The organism is Pseudomonas sp. RA_105y_Pfl2_P56 (assembly GCF_963970845.1).
GTDB lineage: Bacteria > Pseudomonadota > Gammaproteobacteria > Pseudomonadales > Pseudomonadaceae > Aquipseudomonas > Aquipseudomonas baetica_A.
The window spans coordinates 74732-87437 of the sequence record NZ_CAXAPL010000017.1 but is presented as its reverse complement, the minus strand read 5'-3'; the positions used below and the strand labels follow the sequence as shown (position 1 = coordinate 87437).

14 protein-coding genes are annotated in these 12706 nt (G+C 58.1%); 10 read left to right on the top strand and 4 right to left on the bottom strand.

Annotated features, from left to right (window positions below):
• Positions 1-150: 150 nt before the first annotated feature.
• Positions 151-720: a hypothetical protein gene (locus tag AACY11_RS13975; protein WP_339465426.1), complete on the top strand. Its 570-nt coding sequence runs from the start codon at positions 151-153 to the stop codon at positions 718-720.
• 105 nt (positions 721-825) lie between these two features.
• On the opposite strand, the gene AACY11_RS13970 is transcribed toward AACY11_RS13975, so the two are convergent.
• Positions 826-1128, bottom strand: a complete 303-nt coding sequence (locus AACY11_RS13970; protein WP_221732294.1) for a hypothetical protein — start codon at positions 1126-1128, stop codon at positions 826-828.
• A gap of 218 nt (positions 1129-1346) precedes the next feature.
• Here AACY11_RS13970 and AACY11_RS13965 point away from each other — a divergent pair, with 218 nt between their 5' ends.
• The gene (locus tag AACY11_RS13965; RefSeq protein WP_339432391.1) at positions 1347-2405 is read left to right on the top strand and encodes a PA0069 family radical SAM protein; all 1059 of its coding nucleotides are present in this window, start codon (positions 1347-1349) and stop codon (positions 2403-2405) included.
• Positions 2406-2469: 64 nt separating this feature from the next.
• Here the strand turns inward: AACY11_RS13965 and AACY11_RS13960 are convergent, their stop codons facing one another.
• Positions 2470-2847, bottom strand: coding sequence for a hypothetical protein (locus AACY11_RS13960; protein ID WP_339432390.1), 378 nt, complete (start codon positions 2845-2847; stop codon positions 2470-2472).
• Between the two features lie 444 nt (positions 2848-3291).
• On the opposite strand from AACY11_RS13960, the gene AACY11_RS13955 reads away from it, so the two are divergent.
• Both AACY11_RS13955 and AACY11_RS13950 read left to right on the top strand, forming a co-directional pair.
• Complete coding sequence (locus tag AACY11_RS13955) at positions 3292-4020, top strand: carbonic anhydrase (protein ID WP_221732291.1); 729 nt, start codon at positions 3292-3294, stop codon at positions 4018-4020.
• Positions 4021-4110: 90 nt separating this feature from the next.
• Entirely contained in the window at positions 4111-5637 is a 1527-nt protein-coding gene (locus AACY11_RS13950) for a SulP family inorganic anion transporter (protein WP_339465422.1), read from the top strand.
• Between the two features lie 138 nt (positions 5638-5775).
• Here AACY11_RS13950 and AACY11_RS13945 read toward each other — a convergent pair whose 3' ends face one another.
• Positions 5776-6426 (bottom strand): hypothetical protein, encoded by a 651-nt coding sequence (locus AACY11_RS13945; protein ID WP_339432388.1) that lies wholly within the window; start codon positions 6424-6426, stop codon positions 5776-5778.
• 370 nt (positions 6427-6796) lie between these two features.
• Here AACY11_RS13945 and coxB point away from each other — a divergent pair, with 370 nt between their 5' ends.
• From coxB to AACY11_RS13925, 4 genes are all read left to right on the top strand, one after another.
• Positions 6797-7924, top strand: a complete 1128-nt coding sequence (coxB, locus tag AACY11_RS13940) for a cytochrome c oxidase subunit II (protein WP_221732288.1) — start codon at positions 6797-6799, stop codon at positions 7922-7924.
• 82 nt (positions 7925-8006) lie between these two features.
• On the top strand, positions 8007-9593 hold the full coding sequence (ctaD, locus tag AACY11_RS13935) for a cytochrome c oxidase subunit I (protein WP_339432386.1): 1587 nt from the start codon (positions 8007-8009) through the stop codon (positions 9591-9593).
• Positions 9594-9656: 63 nt separating this feature from the next.
• The gene (locus tag AACY11_RS13930; RefSeq protein ID WP_339432385.1) at positions 9657-10208 is read left to right on the top strand and encodes a cytochrome c oxidase assembly protein; all 552 of its coding nucleotides are present in this window, start codon (positions 9657-9659) and stop codon (positions 10206-10208) included.
• A gap of 25 nt (positions 10209-10233) precedes the next feature.
• Positions 10234-11121: a cytochrome c oxidase subunit 3 gene (locus AACY11_RS13925; RefSeq protein WP_339432384.1), complete on the top strand. Its 888-nt coding sequence runs from the start codon at positions 10234-10236 to the stop codon at positions 11119-11121.
• A gap of 9 nt (positions 11122-11130) precedes the next feature.
• Here the strand turns inward: AACY11_RS13925 and AACY11_RS13920 are convergent, their stop codons facing one another.
• The gene (locus AACY11_RS13920) at positions 11131-11334 is read right to left on the bottom strand and encodes a twin transmembrane helix small protein (protein ID WP_007911731.1); all 204 of its coding nucleotides are present in this window, start codon (positions 11332-11334) and stop codon (positions 11131-11133) included.
• Positions 11335-11404: 70 nt separating this feature from the next.
• Here AACY11_RS13920 and AACY11_RS13915 point away from each other — a divergent pair, with 70 nt between their 5' ends.
• Both AACY11_RS13915 and AACY11_RS13910 read left to right on the top strand, forming a co-directional pair.
• Positions 11405-12145, top strand: a complete 741-nt coding sequence (locus tag AACY11_RS13915; RefSeq protein WP_339494990.1) for an SURF1 family protein — start codon at positions 11405-11407, stop codon at positions 12143-12145.
• A complete protein-coding gene (locus AACY11_RS13910; protein WP_339465419.1) occupies positions 12111-12704 on the top strand; it encodes a hypothetical protein in 594 nt (197 codons plus the stop codon). The genes AACY11_RS13915 and AACY11_RS13910 overlap by 35 nt, the downstream gene beginning before the upstream one ends.
• Positions 12705-12706: the final 2 nt, after the last annotated feature.

Below are 12706 nucleotides of genomic sequence, written 5' to 3'. Positions count from 1 at the left end.
CCCATACAGTCGTCTGGCCTGAACAATAACCACTGTAAATACTGACACCTGTCAACTCTGACAGTAGACACTCTTCTTTACGTTACTTAGGGTGCAAAGGGACGCAGACGCAATTGTCCTTAATATCGCCCTGGTATGGAGCACAAAGACATGAGCTATTCATTGCTATATGAGTTCAAAGACACGGATGGGGACGGAAAGGCAGAAGCGGTAATTTCCCGGTACAACAATGGAGATGCAGTTAATTCAATGCCCGACGTTGTGGTCACGGCGTACGCCAATACCGCCAACGGAAAATTTGACACGGTCACCGGAGTCGACGACGTCGAGGGCGACGGTGACGGTGACGGTGACGGTGACGGTGACATTGATGAGGATGACGAATCCTATTATGCCCTGGCAAGCGACCTCGCCTCTGCTTTGGTCGGTTTGAGTACCGTCGGTGCGGGTCGTCTTTACCGATGCATACTTATCTCATTTGGAGACAACGCCTCAGGGAGCAAACTTGGCGACGTCAACATTGGTTTGTTTAATGTCGCGAACTCCGATTTGACTCGCCCGGATTCAGTCGTGACCGTCACAGGTTATGACAAGGGTATGTATAAGAAAGTGTCAGGATCGACGGACGCAGACGGTGATGGCGATATTGATCTGGACGATGAGTTTATTTTCAGAAAAATCGCGGTCTCCTTTGCGTCAATGAGAGATTTTAAAATTTGAAATAAGCGCTGACATGGTTGCTACGGTGTCGACGAAACACTGTCCGACAAAAAACCCTGCATGCGTGAATCATGCAGGGTTTTCTTGCATTTATCGCCGTGCGCCTTACGGATTAACGATACTTGCATAAGCCTTGGCCAGCGCCATCAACTTGGCTTTGTCATCGCCATCAATGTCACCGTCGCCGTCGACATCTTTCTTGTCCGTGCGGATGGTGAAGGACTTGCCGCGATCAGCGGATACCGCCACCACGTAGATGGAATCGACCAACGCCTCGGTCGATAGTTGCTCCTCGGCATTCCAGCCCAGTTCCTTGCGGGCAAGTTGCATGGAAACAATGGTATTGGGTTCCGATGGACCCGGCAGCATCATTTGTAGAAAAACACCACGTTGATTGAGGTACGACATACATAAAGTCCTTTTAGTTTAAAAATCAGGCATCAGTACCTGAAAGTTGAACAAGACTATATTTGATAATTTTCATATACAACGGAACATATGTATCGCCGGCTTTCCATAGTTATGGCTATTTAAGAAACCTATCAGCAAGCTGCATGGCTGAACGGTACTGGATCACGATGGGCATTACCGGATACTGTATGCATATACAGACCCGAGATTCTTCAATGATCAGCCATCTCCCTCCCCGCGGTCGCGGCACCGCCACCAACCCGCACAACCGTTTCGCGCCGAACCGTTCGGTGGTCGAGGACGACGGCTGGTATCAGGAAGTGCCCGAGACGCAGGGCACCGAGGTGATGATCGAAACCGCGAAGACCATCATCACTCGTAACACGTCGCCGGATTTGCCCTTTGATCGTTCGATCAATCCCTATCGTGGCTGCGAGCACGGCTGCATCTATTGCTACGCGCGACCCAGCCACGCCTATTGGGATATGTCGCCGGGTCTGGATTTTGAAACGAAGCTGATCGCCAAGACCAATGCCGCACAGGTACTGGAAGAACAACTCGGGAAAAAAGGCTATCAATGCGCGCCGATCAATCTCGGTTCCAACACCGATCCGTATCAGCCAATCGAACGCGAATACAAGATCACTCGTCAGATCCTCGAAGTGCTTTTGCGCTATCGACACCCGGTGACCATCGTCACCAAAGGCTCGCTGATCCTGCGTGATCTCGATCTACTGACCGAACTGGCGCAGCAACGGCTGGTGGCGGTGATGATCAGCCTCACGACGCTGGACGATGAGCTCAAGCGCATCCTCGAACCCCGCGCCGCAGCGCCCAAGGCACGGCTGAGGGCAATCCGGGTGATGCGCGAAGCAGGAATTCCGGTGGGCGTGCTGTGTTCGCCAATGATTGCGATGATCAACGACAGCGAGATCGAGAGCCTGCTCACCGAGGCCCACGCCGCCGGCGCGCAAAGTGCTGCGTACATGATGCTGCGCCTGCCGCTGGAAGTGGCGCCGCTGTTCGAAGAATGGCTGAACGCGCATTACCCGCAAAGGGCGGCGCATGTGCTGAGCCTGATTCGCCAGAGCCGTGGCGGCGAGCTCTACGACAGCCGTTTCGGCGCACGGATGCGGGGCGAAGGGCCGTTTGCCGATCTGCTCGCGCAACGTTTCGCCAAAGCCATCAAGCGTCTTGGACTCAATCACCGCGAGGGCTACAACCTCGATTGCACAGCCTTCTGTCCGCCAGGACGGCAGATGTCATTGATTTAGCAAACGGGCCAATGCATGGATATAACGAGGCCTGTATGAGAACTCATACAGGCCTTGTCTTTATTTACGCAATGACGATGCCACTGTAAGCCTTCGCCAACGCGATCAACTTCGCCCGGTCATGACGGTCAATATCACCGTCACCGTCCATATCGCCGTATGGCCCGACCTCAAAATTTTTGCCGTTATCGCGCGATATTGCAGCAATCTGTTTAATGTCAACCAACTTTTCGGTTATAAGTTTTGTTTCTGGATCCTGTTGTTTTTGTTTAGTTGCAAAGTTCATGATCACCATGATCTCTTTGCGAGGCAGCGAAATTTCCATCTTTTCTAGAAAAATACCTTTGATACTATTTGGACGCAAAACAGATGTCATAAAAAATCCCTTTTTTAATTTATTTGCCTTATTGAACGTCTCGGCACTTCGGATCATACGGGCCATCATCTTCAACGCCATTCAACATCTGTTTCATCAGGTTTCGTATGGTTAACCCAGGGACTGGCTCGGGCCACTGCTCTGCCCTCAATTGCTGAGCGCCAGCGACGCCGCCACGACTTGTCACGGCAAGGGAGGACTCACCCACCTCAAGGCCCGATAAAAATTGCACAGCCCTCTGTCCGCCGGGTCGCCAGATTTCCTAGATTTAGCGACAATTGACCTATGGTTGAGCGGTTGGAACCCTTCCGTCGAACTGCCTCAGTCACGTTTTTTGTGACCTGGAACACACGTTCTAGAGCGTTTGATTCAGTTTGAATTAAGTTTCGACGGCTACCTTGTTCATCGAGTGACTGACGGGTCGGGATAACCCGGATGTTTTAAACAGCCACTGGCTTCACACCGGAATACACGGGAATGACTCCCAGAATCCGCCAAAGAGGATGAATCATGAGTGACAAGGATAAACAGCCGTTGGCTGCGTCGGCGCAAGCCCCTGAGGCGCAATCCGCCGATGCAGCGCTGCGACAGATCGTTGACGGCTTTTTGCATTTTCATCATGAGGTCTTCCCGCAGCAGGAAGAACTCTTCAAGAAACTCGCCACGGCCCAATCGCCACGGGCGATGTTCATTACCTGCGCCGATTCGCGCATCGTCCCCGAGCTGATCACTCAGAGTTCACCCGGCGATCTGTTCGTGACGCGTAACGTCGGCAACGTTGTTCCACCTTATGGCCAGATGAACGGCGGCGTTTCCACCGCCATCGAATACGCGGTGCTGGCGCTGGGCGTGCAGCACATCATCATCTGCGGGCACTCCGATTGTGGCGCCATGCGTGCGGTGCTCAACCCGGACAGCCTGGAAAAAATGCCGACGGTCAAAGCCTGGCTGCGCCACGCTGAAGTCGCGAAAACCATGGTGCACGACAACTGTCACTGCGCCGACGAAAAAGAAAGCATGCCGATCCTCACCGAGGAAAACGTCATCGCCCAATTGCAGCACTTGCGTACCCATCCTTCGGTAGCCTCACGCATGGCGAACGGTCATCTGTTCATCCATGGCTGGGTCTACAACATCGAAACCAGCGAAATCAAAGCTTACGACGCGGATCAGAGTCGATTCCTGCCGCTCGACGGCAGCCATCCGATTCCGGTGGCGACGCCCAAAGCGCGCTTCTAAATCTTCCTAAAAATCTGTGTGGTTTGACGCCGGCCGCTGTTTCAGCGGTTCGGCGAAGCCATGCCTGAAGAAAACTTCGGGAGAATCGCCATGCGTGCGGCTCAATTGAAAGCGGTATTGCCACGGGAGTTGCTCGCTTCAGTGGTTGTGTTTCTGGTCGCCCTGCCGCTGTGCATGGGTATTGCGATTGCGTCGGGATTGCCACCGGCCAAAGGGCTGATCACTGGGATCATCGGTGGTCTGGTGGTGGGTTGGCTGGCCGGTTCCCCTCTGCAGGTCAGCGGACCGGCGGCGGGTTTGGCGGTGCTGGTATTCGAACTGGTACGACAGCACGGCATCGAGATGCTCGGGCCGATTCTGTTGCTGGCAGGTTTCCTGCAATGGGTGGCCGGGCGCTTGAAGCTCGGTTGCTGGTTTCGCGTCACGGCGCCAGCGGTGGTGTACGGCATGCTCGCAGGGATCGGCGTATTGATCGTGCTCTCACAAATCCATGTGATGCTCGACGCCTCACCAAAGCCCTCCGGGCTGGATAACCTCACGGCTTTCCCCGGTGCGGTGGCGCAAGCCTTGCCGTCATTCGGCTGGCAGGCCGGACTGCTCGGGCTGTCGACCATTGCCGTGATGTGGCTGTGGGAGAAATTGCGCCCGCATTCGCTGCGCTTCATTCCCGGCGCATTGCTGGGGGTCGGTCTGACTACGGGCGCCAGCCTGATGCTCGCCTTGCAGGTGAAACGGGTTGAAGTGCCGGCGAACCTGGCGCAAGCCATCGACTGGCTGAAACCTGCGGATCTGCTCAGTCTGGCGGATCCGACGCTGCTGATCGCTGCGCTTGCCGTAGCGTTTATCGCCAGCGCCGAAACCCTGTTGTCGGCGGCCGCGGTCGATCGGATGCACAGCGGCGTACGCTCGGACTTCGACCGAGAACTGTCGGCGCAGGGTGTGGGCAACATGCTCTGCGGTCTTGTCGGTGCGCTGCCGATGACCGGGGTGATCGTGCGCAGTTCGGCCAACGTTCAGGCCGGTGCGACCACGCGTTACTCAACGATTTTCCATGGCCTGTGGTTGCTGGCGTTCGTGCTGTTGTTATCGAGCGTGCTGCAAAGCATTCCGGTGGCGAGTCTGGCGGGTGTGCTGGTGTATACCGGTTTCAAACTGGTGGACCTGAAAGTCTTCCGTGGTCTGAGCCGTTATGGCCGGATGCCGATGTTCACCTACGCCGCGACGGCGCTGGCGATCATCTTCACGGATCTGCTGACCGGCGTACTGATCGGTTTCGGTCTGACCTTGCTGAAACTGGCGTTCAAGGCTTCACGACTGAAAATCAGCCTGATCGATCTGCCGCAACAAGGCGAGATGGAGTTGCGCCTGCTCGGCGCGGCGACGTTCCTCAAGGTGCCGGCGCTGACGCAGGTGCTGAACACGATTCCAACGGGCACGACGGTGCATGTGCCGCTCAATAACCTGAGCTACATCGACCATTCGTGTCTGGAGTTGCTGGAGGAGTGGGGTCGGGCGAATGCGGCGAAGGGGTCGAAACTGTTGATTGAGTCGCGTGGGTTGAAGCGCAGGCTAGAGGGGCGGATTCGTACTACCACCGGGATCGGCACGGCCGGCTAAATCTTCCCGCCTGAACACAAACCCTGTGGGAGGGGGCTTGCTCCCGAAAGCGGTGAATCAGTCGACATTGTTAGTGACTGACACACCGCCTTCGGGAGCAAGCCCCCTCCCACATTGGCATTTGCGCACGCCTTTAAATCAGGCAGCCGGTTGATCCAGCTCCAGGCCCACGCCCAGTCGGCGGCCCATGCACGGCCAGCGTTTCCACGCGGCGCCGGTGTCCGGGCTGCTGAGTTTTTCGCGGTAGGCCTCTACCGACTCCAGCGCAAAACTCTCTTCGTCGAGCATCTCGTCGATGGCGTGATGCACAGCTTCGTCCAGTTGGTTGGCAAATTCCTCACCGATCAATTGGTGAGCAATCAGATTGGCGACCGTCATGTCCAGGGGGATCAGTGGCTGGCCGAAATGCTTGATGTAGAGGTCGTTGACCTCTTCGACAAAACGGTGCGCCAGATAGGCTTCGTCCAGCAGGCTGTCCAGGCCAACGTGCCCGGCCATGATGGCCGGCGGCTGGAGGAAATACTGCTCGGCGATTTTCAGCACCGGTTTGATCTGCGATTCGATTCCCGCTTCCCTGGCGACTTCATTGGCTGCATCCAGCAGGTCTGGCACTTCTTCGATGTAGGCGGCGACAAAACGCGTCAGTACGCCTTGGGCGTCGGCTTCCGGCAATTGGATCGCCGGATGTAAATGAGGCAGCTTGCTTTCCAGCTGACGAGTCAGCAGGCCGGTGTCTTTCTCATGTTGTTGGGCTGTTTGGATCTGCTCGCGCAATGCGGCGGTGTTCATGAAAACTCCAGGAAACAAGGCAATGAAATAGGGAAGACATAAGTTAGCTGGCTTACGAAAAATGCTAAGACGCATTTGTCATAATTATTTCATCCTTGATGCACCCGCGTTATATTCGTTTGCCACCACTCGTCTGCATCCTTCTCCATTCGTGCCCTCGAACGCAAGTCCCGGCTGTTTCAGTTCATTTACGTCCTCACATTGCAATTTCCAGTCGCTGTCTATACTCGCCATTGAATGGAGTTAGCTGATGACGCCCGACTGCCCACGCAGCAAGGCCCGGCGATTCAAGTTCGTAGTCTGATGCAGCCGCTCCCTTGCCGCAGGCGTTGCGCCTACGGGATAACAAGAACGATAAGGGGAACCCGCAATGATGCGACATCCACACGTCTGGATGGGCCTCCTGTTGTGGTCGATTTTCAGCCAGGCTAATGCGGCCTGGACTGTGAATATGGCGCCTGGAGCGACTGAGATCAGTCACGCAGTATTCGACCTGCACATGACCATCTTCTGGATCTGTGTGGTGATCGGGGTCATCGTCTTCGGCGCCATGTTCTGGTCGATGATGGTGCACCGCCGTTCTACCGGGCAGGTCGCCGCAAAATTCCACGAAAGCACCACCGTCGAGATTCTCTGGACCATCGTGCCGTTCCTGATTCTGGTGGCGATGGCCGTGCCGGCGACCGCCACCCTGATCAAGATGTACGACACCAGTGAGCCGGATATCGATATCCAGATCACCGGGTATCAGTGGAAGTGGCACTACAAATACCTGGGCCAGGACGTTGAGTTCTTCAGCAACCTGGCCACCCCCGCCGAGCAGATCCACAACAAGGAAGCCAAGGGCGAGCACTACCTGCTTGAGGTCGACAAGCCGTTGGTGCTGCCAACCGGGGCCAAGGTGCGCTTCCTCGTAACCTCAGCCGACGTCATCCACTCATGGTGGGTGCCGGCCTTCGCGGTCAAGCGCGATGCGATCCCGGGGTTCGTCAACGAAGCCTGGACGCGCATCGACAAGCCCGGCATTTACCGTGGCCAGTGCGCCGAATTGTGCGGCAAGGATCACGGCTTCATGCCGATCGTGGTCGAGGTCAAGGAAAAGGCCGACTACGACAAGTGGCTCGCCGAGCGTAAGGCCGAGGCCGCGCAGCTCAAAGAACTGACCAGCAAGGAATGGACCCTCGACGAGCTCAAGGAGCGCGGCGACAAGGTCTATCACACCACCTGCGTAGCCTGTCACCAGGCCGAAGGCCAGGGCCTGCCGCCGATGTTCCCGGCACTCAAGGGCTCGAAAATCGCCACAGGGCCGAAAGAAGGTCACCTGAGCATTGTCTTCCACGGCAAACCCGGCACCGCCATGGCGGCGTTCGGCAAGCAACTGTCGGAAGTCGATATCGCAGCGGTCGTGACTTACGAACGTAACGCCTGGGGCAACAACAAGGGCGACATGGTCACGCCAAAAGAAGTGCTGGAGCTGAAACAGGCGCAAAGCAAATGAGCCGGTCTATCGCGTACTTCGTGAACCGGCCGGGGCAGCGCGCCCCGGCCAGCCCCGTCCACTCAAGTAAAGGAGACCGGCCATGAGCGCTGTCATCGACGACCACGGTCATGCCGACCACGCCCACGGCCCCGCCAAAGGCCTGATGCGCTGGGTGCTGACCACCAACCACAAGGACATCGGCACGCTGTACCTGTGGTTCGCGTTTTCCATGTTCTTGCTGGGCGGCTCGTTCGCCATGGTGATCCGCGCCGAGCTGTTCCAGCCCGGATTGCAGATCGTCGAACCGGCGTTCTTCAACCAGATGACCACCATGCACGGTCTGGTGATGGTTTTCGGGGCGGTGATGCCGGCGTTCGTCGGCCTCGCCAACTGGATGATCCCGTTGATGATCGGCGCGCCGGACATGGCCCTGCCACGGATGAACAACTTCAGTTTCTGGCTGCTGCCGGCAGCGTTCCTGATCCTGGTGTCGACCCTGTTCACCCCCGGTGGCGGGCCGAACTTTGGCTGGACGTTCTATGCGCCGCTGTCGACCACCTACGCGCCGGAAAGCGTGACGTTTTTCATCTTCGCCATCCATTTGATGGGGATCAGTTCGATCATGGGCGCGATCAACGTGATCGCGACCATCCTCAACCTGCGCGCCCCCGGCATGACGTTGATGAAAATGCCGCTGTTCGTCTGGACCTGGCTGATCACCGCGTTCCTGCTGATCGCGGTGATGCCGGTGCTGGCCGGGTGCGTGACGATGATGCTGATGGACATTCACTTCGGCACCAGTTTCTTCAGCGCCGCCGGTGGCGGTGACCCGGTCTTGTTCCAGCATGTGTTCTGGTTCTTCGGCCACCCCGAGGTGTACATCATGATCCTGCCTGCCTTCGGTGCCGTCAGCTCGATCATCCCGACCTTCTCGCGCAAACCGCTGTTCGGCTACACCTCGATGGTCTACGCGACGGCGAGCATCGCGTTCCTGTCGTTCATTGTCTGGGCGCACCACATGTTCGTGGTCGGCATTCCGCTGGTCGGCGAGCTGTTCTTCATGTACGCCACACTACTGATCGCCGTGCCGACCGGGGTCAAGGTGTTCAACTGGGCGAGCACCATGTGGCAAGGCTCGCTGACCTTCGAGACGCCGATGCTGTTTGCCGTGGCGTTCGTGATCCTGTTCTCGATCGGCGGGTTCTCCGGGCTGATGCTGGCCATCGCCCCGGCGGACTTCCAGTATCAGGACACCTACTTCGTGGTGGCGCATTTCCACTACGTGCTGGTGCCGGGTGCGATTTTCGGGATCTTCGCCTCCACGTACTACTGGCTGCCGAAATGGACCGGCCACATGTACGACGAAACCCTCGGCAAGCTGCACTTCTGGCTGTCATTCGTCGGCATGAACCTGACCTTCTTCCCGATGCACTTTGTCGGCCTTGCGGGAATGCCGCGGCGGATTCCGGACTACAACCTGCAGTTCGCCGACTTCAACATGGTCTCCTCGATCGGCGCGTTCATGTTCGGCGCCACGCAGATCTTCTTCCTGTTCATCGTGATCAAGACCATTCGCGGCGGGCCGCCGGCACCGGCCAAACCATGGGATGGCGCCGAAGGCCTGGAGTGGAGCGTGCCATCACCGGCGCCGTATCACACCTTTACTACGCCGCCGGAAGTGAAATGAAACGCCTTGCCTTTGTGGGAGGGGGCTTACTCCCACAGGGGTTCTCGGTTGAGGGCTGAAACCATGGCTGACTCGATTTCGTTGAAGAAACTGGTCACCCGCCTGCTCGGCGTGGTGGTGGCGATGTTTGTTTTCGGTTTCGCCCTGGTGCCGATCTACGACGTGATGTGCAAAGCCTTGGGTATCAATGGCAAGACCGCCGGGCAGTATGAGGGCGAGCAGGTCGTCGACACTTCGCGGCAGGTGCGCGTGCAGTTTTTGTCGACCAACAACGTCGACATGCCGTGGGACTTCTACCCCAAGCACGACGAGCTGACGGCCAACCCCGGGGCGGTCAACGAGATGATCTTTATCGCGCGCAACCCCACCGACAAACCAATGAGTGCGCAAGCCGTGCCGAGCATCGCGCCGAGCAACGCGGCGGCGTATTTCCACAAGACCGAGTGCTTTTGTTTTACCCAGCAGGTGCTGCAGCCCGGTGAACAGATCGAGATGCCGGTGCGTTTCATTGTTGACCGCGACATGCCCAAGGATGTGAAGCACCTGACGCTGTCCTACACGCTGTTCGATATCACCGCCCGACATCCACCGGTGGCTGTACACACTGGCGGTTAAGCGTGCCCGATAAGGAGAACAATAAATGGCAACTCATGAGCACTATTACGTCCCGGCCCAGAGCAAATGGCCGATCATCGCCACGTTCGGCATGGCCATCACCATGTATGGCCTGGCCACCTGGTTTAACGATCTGAAGGCTGCACGCCCGGAATCCCACGGGCCGTACATCTTTTTCGTCGGCGGACTGTTACTGGCGTACATGCTGTTCGGCTGGTTCGGGGTGGTGATCAAGGAAAGCCGTGCGGGGCTCTACAGCTCGCAACTCGATCGCTCGTTCCGCTGGGGCATGAGTTGGTTCATTTTCTCCGAGGTGATGTTCTTCGCCGCCTTCTTTGGTGCGCTGTTTTACGTGCGTCACATCTCCGGCCCGGCGCTCGGCGGTGAAGGCCCCAAAGGCATTGCCCATATGCTGTGGCCGAACTTCCAGTTCACCTGGCCGCTGCTGCACACCCCGGATCCGAAACTGTTCCCGCCACCCAAGGAAGTCATCAGCCCGTGGGGCCTGCCGCTGATCAACACGATTCTGCTGGTCAGCTCCAGCGTGACCATCACCATCGCCCACCACGCTTTGAAGAAGGGCCATCGCGGCGCGCTGAAAATCTGGCTGGCGATCACCGTGCTGCTGGGCTGCGCGTTCCTCGGCTTCCAGGCTGAGGAATACATGCACGCCTACCACGAACTGGGCCTGACACTGGGTTCGGGCATTTATGGCGCGACGTTCTTCATGCTCACCGGTTTTCACGGCGCCCACGTGACCATCGGCACGATCATTCTGTTTGTGATGCTGATGCGGATCATGAAGGGCCACTTCGACAACGAGCACCAGTTCGGCTTCGAAGCGGCGAGCTGGTATTGGCACTTCGTCGACGTGGTGTGGATCGGCTTGTTCGTTTTCGTTTACGTGCTCTGAGAATCAGCACTACCAAGGCGCATGCGACACCAGTTGGCCGCTGTAAAAGCCCCAGGCGATCAAGCCGACGGTGGCAGCGGCCAACGCCACCCGAACACTCAAGGCGATGACCAGGCGATTGGAACTGCTGTCGTCCTTGACCAGGAAAAACAGGCCGCTGAACAGGCTGATCACCGTGGCAATCAGCATCAGGACGATGGCTGTTTTGAGCATGGGAAGACTCCGGGGGACAGGCGATGTGTTTGAGTATAGCGATCACGACGACTGACTTTGTGGCGCGGCCATGATGCGCTTCCGTCCGGGCGTCATACCGACGGTGGTGGTGGCGTTGTTGCTGCCGTTGCTGGTGTCGCTGGGCTTCTGGCAACTGGGCCGTGGCGCAGAGAAAACCGCCCTGCTCGCCAGTTATGCCGAACGTCGTGCCGCTGATCCTATGGCCAGCGGCGAGTTGCTGCACAGCGCCGACCCGGCCTATCGCCGCGTACACCTTTATGGCCAGTTCGATACCGCCCACAGCCTGCTGCTCGACAACCGCCAGCGCAACGGCAAGGTCGGCGTCGAGTTGCTGCAACCGTTTCAGGATCAGCGCACGGGATTGTGGCTGCTGGTCAATCGCGGCTGGCTGCCGTGGCCGGACCGACGCGTACCGCCGCAATTCACCACGCCTACCCAGGCGCTGAACATCGACGCCTGGGTCTACGTCGCCCCCGGCGCAACCTTCCAGCTGCACGCCGACCCGGTCAGCAATACCTGGCCGCAAACCATCACCGCCGTCGAGCCGGCCAGGCTGTGGAAAACCCTCGAGCGCGACGGCTTCGCTTATGAATTACGCGCCGAGCCCGGCCCGGCCAGCTACGAGGCCGACTGGCCGGTGGTTGCCATGGGCCCGGAAAAACACCTCGGTTACGCCGTGCAGTGGTTCGCCATGGCCACCGCCCTGCTCGGTCTCTATGTCTACCTCGGCTGGCACAACGCAAAGGAGAAACACCATGGGAACGGCCATGAATCCACCCAGCATGTCTGAGGCGAAACCTGCCGCCAGCCGTCGTCGCGGACGCCTTCAACTGCTGCTGATTGTGCTCGGCGTGGTCGGCCCGATGATCCTCGCCACCGGCATGTACAAATTGCAGTTCTGGGTGCCGGAAGGTCGCAGCTATCACGGCGAACTGATCGGCAACGGCCAGACCCGCGCCGACCTTGGCGTGCAGGCCGATGAAGAGCGCTGGCAGATGCTGGTGACCGCGCCGAAAGATTGCGCGGTGGATTGCCAGCAACTGGTGTACCTGGCGCGACAAATCCAGATCGGCCTGGGCCGCGATGCCGGCCGTGCCAGCCACGCCCTCGCCGCCGCGCAACCGCTGAGCACCGACTATCAAGCCAAACTCAGCCGCGAATACCCGCAATTGCAGCGCTATCGGCTGGACGCCGCCGTGTTCAGCAAAACGACGGGCGACAAGGTCACGCCGCAACTGTGGATCATCGACCCCCACGGCAACCTTGTGCTGCGTTACGACCCGAAGGTGAAGGGCAAGGACCTGCTCAACGACCTGCGCCACCTGCTGAAACTGTCGAACATCGGATAAGG

Coding starts and splice junctions, on each gene's coding strand:
- AACY11_RS13930 (WP_339432385.1), top strand. CDS start 9,657: ATGGCTGACTCGATTTCGTTGAAGAAACTGGTCACCCGCCTGCTCGGC.
- AACY11_RS13960 (WP_339432390.1), bottom strand. CDS start 2,847: ATGGCCCGTATGATCCGAAGTGCCGAGACGTTCAATAAGGCAAATAAA.
- AACY11_RS13925 (WP_339432384.1), top strand. CDS start 10,234: ATGGCAACTCATGAGCACTATTACGTCCCGGCCCAGAGCAAATGGCCG.
- AACY11_RS13920 (WP_007911731.1), bottom strand. CDS start 11,334: ATGCTCAAAACAGCCATCGTCCTGATGCTGATTGCCACGGTGATCAGC.
- AACY11_RS13910 (WP_339465419.1), top strand. CDS start 12,111: ATGGGAACGGCCATGAATCCACCCAGCATGTCTGAGGCGAAACCTGCC.
- AACY11_RS13950 (WP_339465422.1), top strand. CDS start 4,111: ATGCGTGCGGCTCAATTGAAAGCGGTATTGCCACGGGAGTTGCTCGCT.
- AACY11_RS13970 (WP_221732294.1), bottom strand. CDS start 1,128: ATGTCGTACCTCAATCAACGTGGTGTTTTTCTACAAATGATGCTGCCG.
- coxB (WP_221732288.1), top strand. CDS start 6,797: ATGATGCGACATCCACACGTCTGGATGGGCCTCCTGTTGTGGTCGATT.
- AACY11_RS13965 (WP_339432391.1), top strand. CDS start 1,347: ATGATCAGCCATCTCCCTCCCCGCGGTCGCGGCACCGCCACCAACCCG.
- AACY11_RS13945 (WP_339432388.1), bottom strand. CDS start 6,426: ATGAACACCGCCGCATTGCGCGAGCAGATCCAAACAGCCCAACAACAT.
- AACY11_RS13975 (WP_339465426.1), top strand. CDS start 151: ATGAGCTATTCATTGCTATATGAGTTCAAAGACACGGATGGGGACGGA.
- ctaD (WP_339432386.1), top strand. CDS start 8,007: ATGAGCGCTGTCATCGACGACCACGGTCATGCCGACCACGCCCACGGC.
- AACY11_RS13915 (WP_339494990.1), top strand. CDS start 11,405: ATGATGCGCTTCCGTCCGGGCGTCATACCGACGGTGGTGGTGGCGTTG.
- AACY11_RS13955 (WP_221732291.1), top strand. CDS start 3,292: ATGAGTGACAAGGATAAACAGCCGTTGGCTGCGTCGGCGCAAGCCCCT.